Origin of the sequence: Streptomyces corchorusii, assembly GCF_001514055.1 — a bacterium.
In the GTDB taxonomy this organism is placed as follows: Bacteria; Actinomycetota; Actinomycetes; order Streptomycetales; family Streptomycetaceae; genus Streptomyces; species Streptomyces olivaceoviridis.
Genome location: NZ_KQ948363.1, coordinates 1 through 14,876, shown reverse-complemented (window position 1 = coordinate 14,876; position 14,876 = coordinate 1). Strand labels below are relative to the sequence as shown.

13 protein-coding genes and 1 pseudogene are annotated in these 14,876 nt (G+C 74.1%); 6 read left to right on the top strand and 8 right to left on the bottom strand.

What is annotated here, in order from left to right; genetic code table 11:
* Positions 1-9 precede the first annotated feature (9 nt).
* Both AQJ11_RS30225 and AQJ11_RS30220 read right to left on the bottom strand, forming a co-directional pair.
* Positions 10-1,383, bottom strand: coding sequence for an aldehyde dehydrogenase family protein (locus AQJ11_RS30225; RefSeq protein ID WP_059265311.1), 1,374 nt, complete (start codon positions 1,381-1,383; stop codon positions 10-12).
* 11 nt (positions 1,384-1,394) lie between these two features.
* Positions 1,395-2,753 carry a glutamine synthetase family protein gene (locus tag AQJ11_RS30220; protein WP_059265310.1) on the bottom strand — a complete coding sequence of 453 codons (1,359 nt, stop codon included), beginning with the start codon at positions 2,751-2,753 and terminating at the stop codon, positions 1,395-1,397.
* A 96-nt stretch (positions 2,754-2,849) separates the two neighbouring features.
* Between AQJ11_RS30220 and AQJ11_RS30215 the strand changes: the two genes are divergently transcribed.
* Both AQJ11_RS30215 and AQJ11_RS30210 read left to right on the top strand, forming a co-directional pair.
* The gene (locus AQJ11_RS30215; RefSeq protein ID WP_041665039.1) at positions 2,850-3,587 is read left to right on the top strand and encodes a FadR/GntR family transcriptional regulator; all 738 of its coding nucleotides are present in this window, start codon (positions 2,850-2,852) and stop codon (positions 3,585-3,587) included.
* Positions 3,588-3,638: 51 nt separating this feature from the next.
* The gene (locus AQJ11_RS30210) at positions 3,639-4,325 is read left to right on the top strand and encodes a gamma-glutamyl-gamma-aminobutyrate hydrolase family protein (protein WP_014671659.1); all 687 of its coding nucleotides are present in this window, start codon (positions 3,639-3,641) and stop codon (positions 4,323-4,325) included.
* 69 nt (positions 4,326-4,394) lie between these two features.
* On the opposite strand, the gene AQJ11_RS30205 is transcribed toward AQJ11_RS30210, so the two are convergent.
* Positions 4,395-5,312 (bottom strand): LysR family transcriptional regulator, encoded by a 918-nt coding sequence (locus AQJ11_RS30205; RefSeq protein ID WP_014671660.1) that lies wholly within the window; start codon positions 5,310-5,312, stop codon positions 4,395-4,397.
* A 70-nt stretch (positions 5,313-5,382) separates the two neighbouring features.
* Between AQJ11_RS30205 and AQJ11_RS30200 the strand changes: the two genes are divergently transcribed.
* Positions 5,383-6,540 carry a TDT family transporter gene (locus AQJ11_RS30200; RefSeq protein WP_059265309.1) on the top strand — a complete coding sequence of 386 codons (1,158 nt, stop codon included), beginning with the start codon at positions 5,383-5,385 and terminating at the stop codon, positions 6,538-6,540.
* On the opposite strand, the gene AQJ11_RS30195 is transcribed toward AQJ11_RS30200, so the two are convergent.
* The 4 genes from AQJ11_RS30195 to AQJ11_RS30180 form a co-directional block, all read right to left on the bottom strand.
* Positions 6,452-7,144, bottom strand: a complete 693-nt coding sequence (locus AQJ11_RS30195; protein WP_059265412.1) for a helical backbone metal receptor — start codon at positions 7,142-7,144, stop codon at positions 6,452-6,454. The two genes, AQJ11_RS30200 and AQJ11_RS30195, sit on opposite strands and share 89 nt — an antisense overlap.
* Positions 7,145-7,256: 112 nt before the next feature.
* Entirely contained in the window at positions 7,257-7,829 is a 573-nt protein-coding gene (locus tag AQJ11_RS30190; RefSeq protein WP_014671662.1) for a helix-turn-helix domain-containing protein, read from the bottom strand.
* 407 nt (positions 7,830-8,236) lie between these two features.
* The gene (locus AQJ11_RS30185; protein ID WP_059265308.1) at positions 8,237-10,051 is read right to left on the bottom strand and encodes an ABC transporter permease/substrate binding protein; all 1,815 of its coding nucleotides are present in this window, start codon (positions 10,049-10,051) and stop codon (positions 8,237-8,239) included.
* The gene (locus AQJ11_RS30180) at positions 10,044-11,120 is read right to left on the bottom strand and encodes a quaternary amine ABC transporter ATP-binding protein (protein WP_208616649.1); all 1,077 of its coding nucleotides are present in this window, start codon (positions 11,118-11,120) and stop codon (positions 10,044-10,046) included. Before AQJ11_RS30180 ends, AQJ11_RS30185 begins: the two co-directional genes overlap by 8 nt.
* A gap of 153 nt (positions 11,121-11,273) precedes the next feature.
* On the opposite strand from AQJ11_RS30180, the gene AQJ11_RS30175 reads away from it, so the two are divergent.
* Together AQJ11_RS30175 and AQJ11_RS30170 are read left to right on the top strand one after the other, a co-directional pair.
* Positions 11,274-12,194, top strand: coding sequence for a 5'-3' exonuclease (locus AQJ11_RS30175; RefSeq protein ID WP_014671665.1), 921 nt, complete (start codon positions 11,274-11,276; stop codon positions 12,192-12,194).
* 134 nt (positions 12,195-12,328) lie between these two features.
* A complete protein-coding gene (locus AQJ11_RS30170) occupies positions 12,329-13,177 on the top strand; it encodes a siderophore-interacting protein (protein WP_059265306.1) in 849 nt (282 codons plus the stop codon).
* Positions 13,178-13,260: 83 nt separating this feature from the next.
* On the opposite strand, the pseudogene AQJ11_RS30165 reads toward AQJ11_RS30170, so the two are convergent.
* Positions 13,261-13,841 (bottom strand): annotated as a pseudogene (locus AQJ11_RS30165) (GNAT family N-acetyltransferase).
* Positions 13,842-13,928: 87 nt separating this feature from the next.
* Between AQJ11_RS30165 and AQJ11_RS30160 the strand changes: the two are divergent.
* Positions 13,929-14,876 (top strand): RluA family pseudouridine synthase (locus AQJ11_RS30160; RefSeq protein WP_059265411.1); only part of this gene is annotated, 948 nt, incomplete at its 3' end.

The window sequence follows — 14,876 nt, the reverse complement described above, 5'->3', positions numbered from 1 at the left end:
TGTTGTCGGTCACGGTGCGGGGACCTCCGTGCTGAGGAAGACGTTCTTGGTCTCGGTGAAGGCGGTCAGGGCGTCGGGGCCGAGTTCCCGGCCGAGGCCGGACTGCTTGTAGCCGCCGAACGGGGTCCAGTAGCGGACGCTGGAGTGGGAGTTGACGGACAGGTTGCCCGCGCGGACGGCCTGGGACACGCGCAGGGCGCGGCCCACGTCCCGGGTCCAGATGGATCCGGAGAGGCCGTAGGGGGTGTCGTTGGCGAGGCGGATCGCGTCCTGCTCGTCGGTGAAGGGCAGCAGGACGGCGACCGGGCCGAAGATCTCCTCGCGGGCCGCCGGGCTGTCGTGCCGCTCGCCGGTGAGCACGGTCGGCGGGAACCAGAAGCCGGGGCCGTCGGGGGCCTTGCCGCGCAGGGCCGGGGCGTTGTCGGGGACGTAGGACCGCACGCGCTCCAGTTGCCGGCCGGAGATGAGCGGGCCCATCTGGGTCTTCTCGTCGGCCGGGTCGCCCACGACGACGGCGGCCAGCGCGTCGGCGAGGAAGGCGCGGGCCTCGTCCAGCACCGCCTCCTGGACCAGGACGCGGGTGCGGGCGCAGCAGTCCTGCCCGGCGTTGTCCAGGAAGGAGAAGGGGTCGAGGGCGGCCTTGAGGTCGGCGTCGGCGAAGACGACGTTGGGGCTCTTGCCGCCGAGTTCGAGGGTGACCGGTTTGACCAGGCGGGCGCAGCGTTCCATGACCTCGCGGCCGGTGCGGGTGGAACCGGTGAACACGATCTTCGCGACGTCCGGGTGGTCGACCAGGGCGCGTCCGGCGGTGCCGCCGTGGCCGGGCAGCACCTGGAAGAGGTGCTCGGGCAGGTCCGCCTCCAGCGCCAGCCCGGCGAGGCGGAGCGCGGTGAGCGGGGTGGTCTCGGCGGGCTTGAGGAGGACCGCGTTCCCGGCCGCGAGCGCCGGGAAGGAGCCCCAGGCGGCGATCGGCATGGGGAAGTTCCAGGGGGCGATGACGCCGATGACGCCCAGCGGTTCCTGGAAGGTGACGTCCCAGCCGCCGGGGACCGGGATCTGCCGGCCGACCAGGCGCTCGGCGCCGCCGGCGGCGTAGAGGAGCAGGTCGCGGGCGTTGCCGGCCTCCCAGCGGGCGTTCGCGACGGTGTGGCCGGCCTCGCGGACCTCCAGCTGGGCGAGTTCCTCGGTGTGGGCGTCGACCACGTCGGCGAAGCGGCGCAGCAGCCGGGCCCGGTCGGCGGGGGCGAGGGCGGCCCACCGGGTCTGGGCGCGGGCGGCGCGTACGACGGCGGCGTCCACGTCCTCGGCGGTGGCGGCGGGGACGGTGGCGACGACCTCTTCGGTGGCGGGGTTGAGGACGGTCAGCTCGTTCGGGTCGGACACGTGGTGACCTTTCACAGGCGTTCGAAGGAGCGGCGCAGCTCCCAGTCGGTGACCGCGGCGTCGAAGGCCTCCAGCTCGACGCGCGCCATGTTGCGGTAGTGGGCGACGACCTCGTCCCCGAAGGCGGCCTTGGCGATCGGGCTGTTCTCCCACAGCCCGGCGGCCTCGCGCAGCGTTGTCGGCACCCGCGCGTGGTCGGCGGTGTAGGCGTTGCCGGCGCAGGGCTCGGGCAGCTCCAGCTTGTGCTCGATGCCGTACAGACCGGCCGCGACGAGCCCCGCGACGGCGAGGTGGGGGTTCACGTCCCCGCCGGGGAGGCGGTTCTCGAAGCGCAGGGAGCGGCCGTGGCCGACGACGCGCAGGGCGCAGGTGCGGTTGTCGTGGCCCCAGGCGACGGCGGTGGGGGCGAAGGAGCCCGGCTGGAACCGCTTGTAGGAGTTGATGTTGGGGGCGTACAGCAGGGAGAAGTCGCGGAGCGCGGCGAGCTGTCCGGCGAGGAAGTGCCGCATCACCTCGGACATGCCGTCGGGTCCGGCCATCGCGTTGGTGCCGTCGGCGTCAGCGAGCGAGAGGTGGATGTGGCAGGAGTTGCCCTCGCGCTCGTTGTACTTGGCCATGAAGGTGATCGAGACGCCCTCCTGGGCGGCGATCTCCTTGGCGCCGGTCTTGTAGAGGGCGTGCTGGTCGCAGGTGCGCAGGGCCTCGTCGTAGCGGAAGGCGATCTCGTGCTGGCCGGGGTTGCACTCGCCCTTGGCGGACTCGACGGTGAGACCGGCGCCGGCCATGTCGTTGCGCAGGCGGCGCAGCAGGGGCTCGATGCGGCCGGTGCCGAGGATGGAGTAGTCGATGTTGTACTGGTTGGCCGGGGTCAGGCCCTGGTAGCCCGCGTCCCAGGCCCGCTCGTAGCTGTCCTTGAAGACGATGAACTCCAGCTCGGTGCCGACCTGGGCGGTGTAGCCGTGCTCGGCGAGCCGCTGGAGCTGGCGCCGCAGGATCTGGCGGGGGGCGGCGGCGACCGGGGAGCCGTCGTTCCAGGCGAGGTCGGCGAGGAGGAGCGCGGTGCCCGGGTGCCAGGGGACGCGGCGCAGGGTGGAGAGGTCCGGGTGCATGGCGAAGTCGCCGTAGCCGCGCTCCCAGGAGGACATCGCGTAGCCGTCGACGGTGTTCATCTCGGTGTCCACGGCGAGCAGGTAGTTGCAGCCCTCGGTGCCGTGGTGCAGGACCTCGTCGAGGAAGAAGCGGGCGGCGAACCGCTTGCCCTGGAGGCGCCCTTGCATGTCGGGGAAGGCCAGGACGACAGTGTCGATCTCACCGCTCGCGACCAGGGCGTGCAGTTCCTCGACGCTGAGCGGGGGTGTGCGGTCTGCCACGGGAGAGCCTCCTTCGGCGCCATCGCGCTTCTTCGGCCGGGCCGGGAGCCATAAGGTATTGCCGCGAACCATTGCTTGGGAAGGGGGTGCGCCCGGATGTCGCGGGAGGCGGACGCGCGAACGGTGGACGACCGGCTCGCCGCGGTGCTGCGGCCGGTGCGGGCGGGCAACGGCTTCGAGGAGGCGCTGGAGCAGGTGCTCCAGGTCGTACGGCTCGGTCTGGTGCCGGCCGGCGAGCGGCTCCCGGCCGAGCGGGAGCTGGCGGAGCGGCTGGGGATCAGCCGGGTGACGCTGCGCGAGGTGCTGAAGGTGCTCCAGGACCAGGGCCTGGTGGAGGCGCGGCGCGGGCGGTACGGCGGAACGTTTGTGCTGCCGCGCCCGGACGCGGGCGGCGAGGACGAACTGCGGCGCCGGACCGCCGAGGTCGACATCGAGGACGTGCTGCGCTTCCGCGAGGTGCTGGAGGTGGGCGCGGCCGGGCTGTGCGCGGCGCACGGGCTGGCACCGGAGCAGGCGGAGCGGCTGCGGGAGGCGCTGGAGCGCACGCACGAGGCCCCGCTGACGGACTACCGCCGGGCGGACACGCTGCTGCACCTGACGCTGGCCGAGCTGTGCGGTTCGCCGTCGCTGACCGCGCGGTACGCGGCGGTGCGGGCCGCGGTCAACGACCTGCTGGACTGCATCCCGCTGCTGGTGCGCAACCTGGAGCACTCCCAGCGCCAGCACACCGCGCTGGTGGAGGCGGTGCTGGACGGGGACGCGGACGGGGCGCGGGAGATCGCGCGCGAGCACTGCGCGGGTACGGCGGCGCTGCTGCGGGGTTTCCTGGCGTGAGTCCGCCCTGGAAAGGTGTACTGCTGAACCTTTGACGTCGAGGAGGGCAGCATGACCGTACGGCCGCTGATCGGTGTGAGCACGTATCTGGAGTCCGGCGTGCGCTGGGGGGTGTGGGAGCTGGACGCGGTGCTGCTGGCGGCCGGCTATCCGCGGCTGGTGCAGCGGGCGGGCGGGCTGGCCGCGCTGCTGCCGCCGGACGCGCCGGAACACGCCGCGGCGGCGGTGGCCCGGCTCGACGGGCTGGTCGTCGCGGGCGGCCCGGACGTCGACCCGGCCCGGTACGGCGCCGAGCGCTCGCCGCGCACCGGACCGCCGGCGCCCGAGCGGGACGCCTGGGAGCTGGCGCTGATCGACGCGGCGCTGGCGGCGGGCGTGCCGCTGCTCGGGGTGTGCCGGGGCATGCAGTTGCTGAACGTGGCCCTCGGCGGCACCCTCGTCCAGCACCTCGACGGGCACGCGGAGGTGGTCGGCGCGTTCGGCGAGCACCCGGTGAAGCCGGTGCCGGGGACGGTGTACGCCGGCATCGTGCCGGAGGAGGTGACGGTGCCGACGTACCACCACCAGGCGGTGGAACGGCTCGGCGAGGGGCTGGTCCCGTCGGCCTACGCGGCGGACGGCACGGTGGAGGCCGTCGAACTGCCGGCGGAGCGGGGGTGGGCGCTCGGGGTGCAGTGGCATCCGGAGATGGGCGAGGACGTGCGGGTGATGGCGGCGCTGGTCGCTGCGGCGGGCTGAGCGCCGTCCGGCCTTCGGCCGCGCCCCCCGCGGCTTCGTGGCCGGGGTCCGCCCACGCGCGGGGGCGCCTCAGCCGCGGGTCAGGGACAGCAGTTCCCGGGCTGGGCCCGTGGGGCGGTGGCCCGTCGGCCATACCGCTCTCAGGTCCCGGCGCAGGGAGACGCCCTCCACCGGGATGCTGACCAGGCGCCGCATCCCCAGCTCCTCCCCCACCGCGAGTTCGCTGAGCACGGAGGGGCCCGCGCCGCTGACGGCGGAGGCCTTCACCGCCGTCGTGGAGGACAGCTCGATCAGCGGGCGGGCCAGGCCGCCGAGGGCCGCGTCCAGGACCTGACGGGTGCCGGAGCCCCGCTCGCGGAGGATGAGCGGGGTCGCGGCCAGTTCCGCCGCCGTCAGGGGCCGCCGGCGGCGGGCCCACGGGTGGGCGGGCGCGGTGACGACGATCAGCCGGTCGCGGGCGATGACCGTGGAGTCCAGGCCCGTGGGCACGGTCAGCCCCTCCACGAAGCCCAGGTCCGCCTCGCCGGCCAGCAGGAGTTCCGCGACCTTCGCCGAGTTCCCGGCGAGCAGCGAGACCGCCGTGTCGGGCCGCTCGGCGTGCAGCGCGAGGAGCCAGCCGGGCAGCAGGTACTCGGCGATGGTCATGCTCGCGGCGACCCGGAGCCGTGAGTCCCGCCGGTCCCGCAGCGCCCGCGCGCCCGCGTCGAAGGCCGCCGCCGCCTCCACCACCCGCCGGGCCCAGTCCGTGACCAGGGCGCCGGCGTCGGTGAGCCGGGAGCCGCGCGGCGAGCGGTCGACGAGGGCCACGCCCAGCTGCCGTTCCATGGAGCGGATCCGGCTGCTGGCGGCCGGCTGGGTGATGCCGACCTCGCGCGCCGCCGCGCCGAGACTGCCCAGCCGCGCCACCGCGAGCAACAGCTCCAGCGCGGCGAGGTCCGGCACCCGGTGCGCCAGCGATTCCGTGCGTAGCCCCTCCGACTCGCTCATAAGACCAGCTTATGCCCTCATAGACCCCTGCTCCCTGGTCCGGGCGGCCGGCCGGCGGGATCTTGGACGCATGGTCACCGCAGCCCAGCCCCTGCCCCTGCCCCGCACCGCCCGGCTCCGTCACCTGGGCCCGAACTGGTACGCCTCCGTGATGGGCACCGCGATCGTCGGTTCGGCCGGTGCCGCGCTGCCCGGCCCGGCGCACGGGGCGCGCGCTGTCCTCGCGGGCTTCTGGGCGCTGTCCCTGCTCCTGCTGACGGCCCTGCTGATCGCCCGGGCCCTGCACTGGAGCCGCCACCGCGACCAGGCCCGCGCCCATCTCCTCGACCCGGCCATGGCCCCGTTCTACGGCTGCCTGGCCATGGCACTGCTCGCGGTGGGCGGCGGCGCCCTGACGGCCGGCCGGGAGCTGATCGGCACGCGTACGGCCGTCGCCCTGGACGCCGTGCTGTTCACCGCCGGTACGGCGGTCGGGCTCGGGGCGGCCGTGGCCGTGCCGTACCTGATGGCCGTACGGCACCGCGTCGATGCCGCCCAGGCCTCCCCGGTGTGGCTGCTGCCGCTGGTCGCGCCCATGGTGTCGGCCTCGGCCGGTCCGCCGCTGGTGCCCTGCCTGCCGCCGGGGCAGCCCCGGGCGACCCTGCTGCTGGCCTGCCTCGCGCTGTTCGGGCTGAGCCTGCTGGCCGTGCTGCTGACGCTGCCGCTGGTCTTCGCCCGGCTGATCACCACCGGGCCGCTGCCGCTCGCGCTGACCCCGGCCCTCTTCCTGGTCCTCGGCCCGCTCGGGCAGTCCACCACCGCCCTCGGGCTGATCGCGGACGCCGCTCCGGGCGTCGTGGCGGCCCCCTACGACCGCGGCCTCGCCGTCTTCGCGGTGCTGTACGGGGTGCCCGTGACGGGGTTCGCGCTGCTGTGGCTGGCGCTCGCGACCGCGCACGTGGTGCGGGCCCGGCGGCGGGGCATGGGCTTCACGCTGACCTGGTGGGCGTTCACCTTCCCGGTGGGGACCTGTGTCACCGGCGCCGCGACCCTCGCCCGGCACACCGGTCTGATGGTGTACGACGCCCTGGCGGTCGGCCTGTACGGCGTCCTGGTGGCGGCCTGGCTCACGGCGGCGCGCGGCACCGTGCGCGGTCTGCTCAGCGGCGCGCTGCCCGCAGCGCCCCGGCCAGCACCCGTGGCGCTTCCGTCAGGGACGGGCCGTACCAGGTCAGATGCCGTCCGCTGACCAGGGCGCAGCGCAGCCCCGGGAACGCCTCCGGGCCGTCGTCGGCGGTGAAGCGGTACGGCTCGTCGGGCAGGACCACCAGGTCCGGCTCCCGGGCGCGCAGTTCGTCCAGGGGGACGCGGGGATAGCGCTCGGGGTGGTGGGCGTACACGTGGTCCACGCCGAGGCGGGCGAGGACGTCACCCGCGAAGGTGTCCCGGCCGAGGACCATCCAGGGGCGCCGCCAGACCGGTACGACCGCTGTCCTTCGCTCCGCCGGCTCGGGCAGGGCCGCCCAGGTCTCCGCCGCCTCGGCCAGCCAGCCGGGCCGGCCGGCCGCGCCGCACGCGATGAGCACCCGGTCCAGTTCGGCGACGGCCTGCGGCACGCTGCGCACCTCGGTGACCAGCACGTCCAGTCCGGCCGCGCGCAGGGCGTCGAGGTCGGGCGCGCGGTTCTCCTCCTCGTTGGCGATCACCAGGTCGGGGGCGAGCGCGATGATCCGCTCCACGTCCGGGTTCTTCGTACCGCCGATCCGGATGACGTCCAGCTCCTCCGGGCGACTGCACCAGCCGGTGGCGCCGACGAGGGCTCCGGGGAGCGTCCGCGCCACCGCCTCGGTCAGTGAGGGGACGAGGGAGACGACGCGTGCGCCGAGGGGGCGCGGGGAACCGCGCGACCGGCCACGACGGACGCGCGGACGCCGGTGGTCCGGCACGGGCCCGTCCGGTGGGCGCTCAGCGTGTGCGATCCTGCACCGCCTCGATGTGCTCGGCCACCGCCACCACGATCACCCGCGTGTCCGGCACCGTCGCCCGCCACCGGTGCCGTACCCCGCCCGTCAGGTACAGCGTGTCGCCGCGCCCGAGTCGGTACGCGCGCCCCTCGGCCTCGATCTCCACCGCGCCGTCGGCGACGTACATCAGCTCGTCGTTGCGGTGCTGGAACTCGCGGCCGGCGTCGTGGTCGCCGGTGAACTCGGAGGCGTGCAGCTGGTGGTGGCCGCGCACGAGGGAGCGGGTGCGCGGGTCGAAGTCGCCGTCGGCGACGGCCTCGGCGCGGACGACGTCCACGCTGGCGGCCGGGTCGGCGGCGGCGAGGAGTTCGACGGCCGTGGTGCGCAGGGCGTCGGCCAGCTTCTCCAGCGAGGTGCGGCTCGGGCGGGCCCGGTCGTTCTCGACCTGGCTGAGGAAGGGCACCGAGAGGCCGCTGCGCTCGGCCACGACGGCGAGGGTCAGTTCCAGCGCACGACGGCGCCGCCGGACGGCCGCGCCCACCCGCACGGGCTGCTGCTCTTTGTGGTCGCCCATCGCTCCGGCTCCCTCCCTCGCTCGTCGTGCCGCTCTCCGGGTGCCCGCTGTGGGGCACACCTCTTCCGATGACTTCTCTGCACCCTACGCATGTTCGGCAAACCGTTTCACGTGCCTGTCACATCCCTGACACTTCCGTGATCCCCGACCCCCACGGTTCGCGCCAGCGCTCGGGGCCCGGGGGCGCTCCGGGACCCGGTCACCCTGGAGGATGAACACGCCGTCCAGCTGGGCCGGGTGTCCGGGCACGGGCCCTCCCTCCTCACGGTGAGTGATTGGCCTGAACCATCCCGTAGGGCACAGGCCGCCAGGGGCGACCCGGGAAGACCGCGAGGGGCGGGCGGCACCGGACGCGGGTCGGCGTCCGGCGGCGCCCGCCCCTCGGGAGGCGGTCCGGGACGGTCAGGTCACCCGGCCGCCTGGCTCGTGGCGTCCTCCTTGGCGACCGGGGCCCACCTGTCGACGAGGCCGGGGTGCTGCCGCAGCCAGGCGCGGACGGCGTCCTGCTCGTTGCCCTTGCCGGCCTTCTGGATCCGCGCCTCCAGGCCGGTCAGCTGCTCCTCGGTCATCGAGAAGTCCTTCAGCCACCGGCCGACCTGCGGGTTGTCGGCGGCGAAGCCCTTGCGGGCGAGGGTGTGCACGCCGTCGCCCTCGCCCCAGGCGCCCCGGGGGTCCTTGAGCTTCTTCAGGTCGTAGTCGCTGTACGCCCAGTGCGGTGACCACAGGGTGACGACGACCGGCTGCTTCCTGGCGTAGGCGCGCTTCAGTTCGGCGAGCATGGCGGGCGTGGAGCCGTCGACCACGTCGTAGCCGCCCTGGAGGCCGTACTCCTTCAGCACCTTGCTCTTCAGCAGGCCCATCATCCCGGCGCTGGGCTCGATGCCGATGATCTTCCCCTGGAACTCGGACGCGTGGTCCTTCAGGTCCGCCAGGGAGTTCACGTCCTTCACGTACGACGGGACGGTCAGTTCCAGGGACGTGGGGCCGTACCACTTGCCGAGGTCGTCCAGCCGCTTGCCGTACTTCGCCCAGTACTCGGCGTGGGTGGTGGGCAGCCAGGAGTCGGTCTGGAAGTCGAGCTGGCCGGTGGCGAGGCCGGTGTAGAGCGGGCCGGCCGCGTACTGCGTGGTGGTCACCTTGAAGCCGCGCTCCTCCAGCAGCTCCTTCCAGAGGAAGGTGGAGGCGATGCCCTCGTCCCACGGGATGTAGCCGATCCGGATCTCCTTGCCCTTGCCGATGTCCGCACCGGAGGCCTCGGAGGTGCCGGCGGAGGAGCCGAAGATCCCGAGCCCGCCCGCGACCAGGGCGAGGACGACCACGCCGACGACGGCGACCGCCGGGCGCGGGCGGTACGACCACGCGCGCGTGCGGGCCTTCGCGGCGGCCCTGCGGCCCAGCGGGGAGAGCTGGGTGCCGAGCGCGCCGGTGACGCGGTCCAGGTAGATGGCGAGGACGACGATGGCGACGCCCGCCTCGAAGCCGTAGCCGATGTCGAGCTGGCCGATCGCCTCGTTCACGGCGCCGCCGAGGCCACCGGTGCCGACCATGCCCGCGATGACGACCATGGACAGGCCCAGCATGATCACCTGGTTGACGCCGGCCATGATGGTCGGCAGCGCGAGCGGGAGCTGGACGCGCCACAGGATGTCGCGCGGGCTGGTGCCGAACGCCTCGGCGGCCTCGACGAGTTCGGCGTCGACCTGGCGGATGCCCAGTTCGGTCATGCGGACGCCGGGGGCGAGCGCGAAGATCAGGGTGGCGACGACACCGGCGGCGGTGCCCAGGCCGAAGAAGAGCATGGCCGGGATGAGCAGCACCATCGACGGCATGGTCTGGAGCAGGTCCAGGACCGGCCGTACGGCGGCGCCGACCGCCCTGGACCGGGCGGCCCAGATGCCCAGCGGGACCGAGATCACCAGGGCGATCACGGTCGCCACGAGGACCAGGGCGAGGGTGGACATGGCCCGGTCCCACAGGTCCAGCGAGTCGACCAGCGCGAACCCGGCGAAGGCGAGGACACCGGCGAGCAGGCCGCGCAGCCACCAGGCGAGCACGGCGAGGATGCCGGCCATCAGCAGCGGCGCCGGGGCGGCGAGCACGGCGTCGATGCCGTCGTACATGCCCTCCATGACCGCCCTGATGGCGTCGAAGAGCCAGGAGAGGTGGTCGACCAGCCAGTTCACACCGGAGTCGACCCAGTCGCCGAGGTGGATCCTAGGCACGGCCGATCAGCTCCCCCCGCGGGTTGTCACAGGGCGCGGGACCGGCCGTCTCCTCGCCGAGGAAGCCGACCAGGCGCTGCCGGGGGACGACACCGACGACTCGGTGCGCCTCGTCCACGACCGAGACGCGGTGGGACAACCGGGCGCTGATCGCGCACAGCTCGGTGAACGGGGTCTCGCGGGTCGCGGTCTCACAGCCGCACAGCGGGGCGTCGGCCGTGACCGAGGTGTCCATGAGGGCACCCGCCGTCAGCACCCGGGACCGGTCGACGTCCTGGATGAAGGAGGCGACGTAGTCGTTCGCGGGGCGCAGCAGGATGTCCTCGGCGGTGCCGGTCTGGACGATGCGGCCGTCGCGCATCACGGCGATGCGGTCGCCGAGCCGCATGGCCTCGTTGAGGTCGTGGGTGATGAAGACGATGGTCTTCTTCAGGGTCTTCTGGAGCTCCAGCAGCTGGTCCTGCATGTCCCGGCGGATCAGCGGGTCCAGGGCGCTGAAGGACTCGTCCATCAGCAGCACGTCGGCGTCGGTGGCGAGGGCGCGGGCGAGGCCGACGCGCTGCTGCATGCCGCCGGACAGCTCGTCGGGCCAGGACGTCTCCCAGCCGGCCAGGCCGCACAGGGCGAGCGCCTCGTCGGCGCGGCGCTCGCGCTCGGCGCGGGGCACGCCCTGCACTTCCAGGCCGTAGGCGGCGTTGTCGCGGACGCTGCGGTGCGGGAACAGCGCGAAGTGCTGGAAGACCATGCTGATCTTCCTGGAGCGCAGTTCGCGCAGCGCCCGGCCGGTGAGCGCGGTCAGGTCCTGGCCGTCGAAGCGCACGGTGCCCGCGGTCGGCTCCAGCAGCCCGTTGAGCGTGCGCAGCAGAGTGGACTTGCCGGAGCCCGACAGCCCCATGACGACGAAGATCTCGCCGGCCTCGATACGGAAGGACGCGTCGATCACGGCGGCGGTCGTGCCGTCGGCGCGCAGCTCCGTCCGGTCGGCGCCCTCGCGGAGGCGTTCCACAGCTTCGTCGGGTCGTCTGCCGAACACCTTGTACAGGTGCTCCACCTCAAGCCTGGCTGACACGCGGACCTCTCGTCTTCGGGGACAGGACAGAGGCCGCGCCTCCCCAGACCGGGCCGGGGCAAACGCGCGAGTGGCCGGGTTCACGGCGATGCGCGTGACGCAACGCGTTCCGGGGGCGGGGCCGCTGTCGGTGCCGTGCGGCATGATGCGTGCGTGACCGGACGACTCATGCTTCTCGACACCGCCTCGCTGTACTTCCGCGCCTACTTCGGCGTCCCGGACTCCGTGAAGGCGCCGGACGGCACGCCCGTCAACGCGGTGCGCGGGCTGCTGGACTTCATCGACCGGCTGGTCAAGGACCACCGCCCGGAGCACCTGGTGGCCTGCATGGACGCCGACTGGCGCCCGCAGTGGCGGGTGGACCTCATCCCCACCTACAAGGCGCACCGGGTCGCCGAGGAGCACGAGGGGGCGCCGGACGCGGAGGAGGTGCCGGACACCCTCGCCCCGCAGGTGCCGGTGATCGAGGACGTGCTGGACGCGGTCGGGATCGCCCGCGTCGGGGTCGCGGGGTACGAGGCGGACGATGTGATCGGCACGTTCACCGCGCGGGCCGCGGGCCCGGTGGACATCGTCACCGGCGACCGCGACCTGTACCAGCTCGTGGACGACGAGCGCGGGGTCCGGGTGCTGTATCCGGTGAAGGGCGTCGGCACGCTCCAGCTGACCGACGAGGCGGCGCTGCGCGAGAAGTATGGCGTCGACGGGCGGGGGTACGCGGATCTGGCGCTGCTGCGCGGCGATCCGAGCGACGGACTGCCGGGCGTGGCCGGCATCGGCGAGAAGACGGCCGCGAAGCTGCTCGCCGAGTTCGGCGACCTGGCCGGGATCATGGCGGCGGTCGACGACCCGCGGGCGAAGCTCACGCCGTCGCAGCGCAAGCGGCTCACCGAGGCCCGGCCGTACCTCGCGGTCGCGCCGAAGGTGGTGCGGGTCGCCGACGACGTGCCGCTGCCGGACGTCGACACGGCCCTGCCGCACGCCCCGCGCGACCCGGCGGCACTGGAGGCGCTGACGCACCGGTGGGGCCTCGGCGGCTCCTTGCAGCGGCTGCTGACCACGCTCGCGGAGTGAGGCCGGCTCATATCGGGGAGTGAGGCAGACCCATGTTCCGGCAAAGGGATCTCATCGAACGCTCATCGAAGAGGTGGTGAAGCGGCGCGAGGTGCTAACTTAGGTAACCCTAACCGACTCCGCAGGAGGCCGTGATGGCAGAGCGTCCGGGACGAAAGCCGCGCAAGCCCCATACCGCCCAGGTGGTGCGCACCGAGCGGCTGACCCCGCACATGCAGCGCGTGGTGCTCGGCGGTGAGGGCCTGGCCGGATTCGCCGCGGACACCTGCACCGACCACTATGTGAAGCTGCTGTTCGGCGCCGCCGGTGTCACCTACCCGGAGCCCTTCGACCTGGAGCGGATCCGCGCCGAGTTCCCGCGCGAGCAGTGGCCGGTGACCCGGACCTACACCGTGCGCGCCTGGGACCCCGGACAGCGCGAGCTGACCCTGGACTTCGTGATCCACGGCGACGAGGGCCTGGCCGGCCCCTGGGCGCTGCGCGCGCGGCCCGGCGACACCGTGCGCTTCATGGGCCCCGGCGGCGCGTACGCGCCCGACCTCGATGCCGACTGGCACCTGCTCGCCGGGGACGAGAGCGCCCTGCCCGCCATCGCCCGCGCCCTGGAGACGCTGCCCGCCGGTGCCCGTGCGCACGCGTTCGTCGAGGTCTCCGGCCCCGAGGAGGAGCAGAAGATCGACACCGAGGTGCCGGTCGTCTGGCTGCACCGCGGGGACCGGCCGGTCGGCGAGGCCCTGCTGGAGGCCGTACGCGGGCTGGAGTTCCCGGAGGGCCGGCCGCACGCGTTCGTGCACGGCGAGGCGAGCTTCGTGAAGGAGTTGCGCCGGATGCTGCGGGTCGAGCGCCAGATCCCGCGCGAGGACCTGTCGATCTCCGGTTACTGGCGGCTCGGCCACAACGAGGACGGCTGGCAGGCGTCCAAGCGGGAGTGGAACGCCCGGATCGAGGCGGAGCAGGAGGGCGGCCCGGCGGCGGCTGCCTGAGCGAGCGGAGGGCGGCGGCATCCGACAGGGTGCCGCCGCTTCCGTACGCCCGGTTCCCCCCGCTCCCGCGGAGCCCCGCCGGGTCAGTCGCCCCGTACGCGCGCGTGCAGGTGCATGTCGTGCCAGCCGTCCTGGTGGAGGTAGGCGCTGCGCTTGGTGCCCTCCAGGGCGAAGCCGGCCTTGCCGGCGACCCGGCAGGAAGCGGGGTTGGCGAGCGCGTGCATGAGTTCCAGGCGGTGGAAGCCGATCTCCTCGAAGGCCCAGTGGGTCAGGGCCGTCGCGGCGCGCAGGGCGACGCCCCGGCCTCGCGCCCCCGCCACCGTCCAGTACGCGATCTCGGCGACGCCGTCGCCGAGCACGATCCGGCGCAGCGCGACCCGGCCCAGCAGTTCGTCCGTGCCCTCGTCCACGACGGCCCACTGCGCGTCGCGCTCGTCCGCCCACCCCCGCGCCACTGCGCGATCCACCCGGCGGCCTCTTCCGCGGACTCGCAGGACCGGCCGTGCCACTGGCGCAGCACCGGGTCCTCGAAGGCGGCGTGCACGGCGGGCGCGTCCTCGGGCCGCCACGGGCGCAGGAGCGTGCCGCCGGCGGCGGGGAGGGCGGGCTGCGGGACACGGGCGAGGGCGCCGGGGGTCAGGACGGGGCTGGTGAGAAACGGCATGCTGCCCATCCTGCCGAGTGCGGGACCGGCGCACCGCCTCTTCCCGGCGGCCACCGGGGTGACCGTGCCCCCGTACCCTTGACGGCGATGAGACGCCGTACCCCGCCCCCGCCCGCCCCGCTCCCCCAGCGCGAGGGCGTGGACCCCGTGCGCGTCCGGCTGCCCGTGGACGGGGCGTGGGCCACCGTGCGGGAGCATCTGGTGGAGCGGCTGACGGGAGCCCCGGCCGGGGTGGTCGAGTCGATGTTCGCCGCCGGGCTGGTGGTCGGGGCCGACGGGCGGGCCGTGGCGCCGGACGCGCCGTACCGGCCGGGGATGTTCGTCTGGTTCCACCGCGAGCTGCCCGCCGAGGCGCCGGTGCCGTTCCCGGTGGAGGTGGTGTACCGGGATGAGCACATCGTGGTGGCCGACAAGCCGCACTTCCTGGCCACGACCCCGCGCGGTGCGCACGTCGCCGAGACCGCGCTGGCCCGGCTCCGGCGTGAGCTGGGCATTCCGGCGCTGACGGCGGCGCACCGGCTGGACCGGCTGACCGCCGGGCTGGTGCTGTTCACCGTGCGGCCCGAGGAGCGGGGCGCGTACCAGTCGCTCTTCCGGGACCGGCGGGTGCGCAAGGAGTACGAGGCGGTGGCGCCGTACGATCCGGCGCTCGTCCTGCCCCGGACCGTGCGCAGCAGGATCGTGAAGGAGCGCGGGGTGCCGGCCGCGCGGGAGGTGCCGGGCGAGCCGAACGCGGAGACCCGGGTGGAACTGGCCGGGCACCGGGCCGGGCTCGGCCGCTACCGGCTCGTGCCGACCACCGGGCAGACCCACCAGCTCCGGGTGCACCTGACCGCACTGGGCGTGCCCATCCTCGGCGACCCGCTGTACCCCGAGGTGACCGCCCCGGTACCGGCCGGCGACTTCCGCCGCCCCTTGCAACTGCTCGCCCGCAGGCTGGAGTTCACCGACCCGGTCACCGGCACGGAACACACGTTCACCAGCACCCGCGCGTTGCTCGCATGGACGTCCCACGAGGCCTGGGCGGACGGGGCC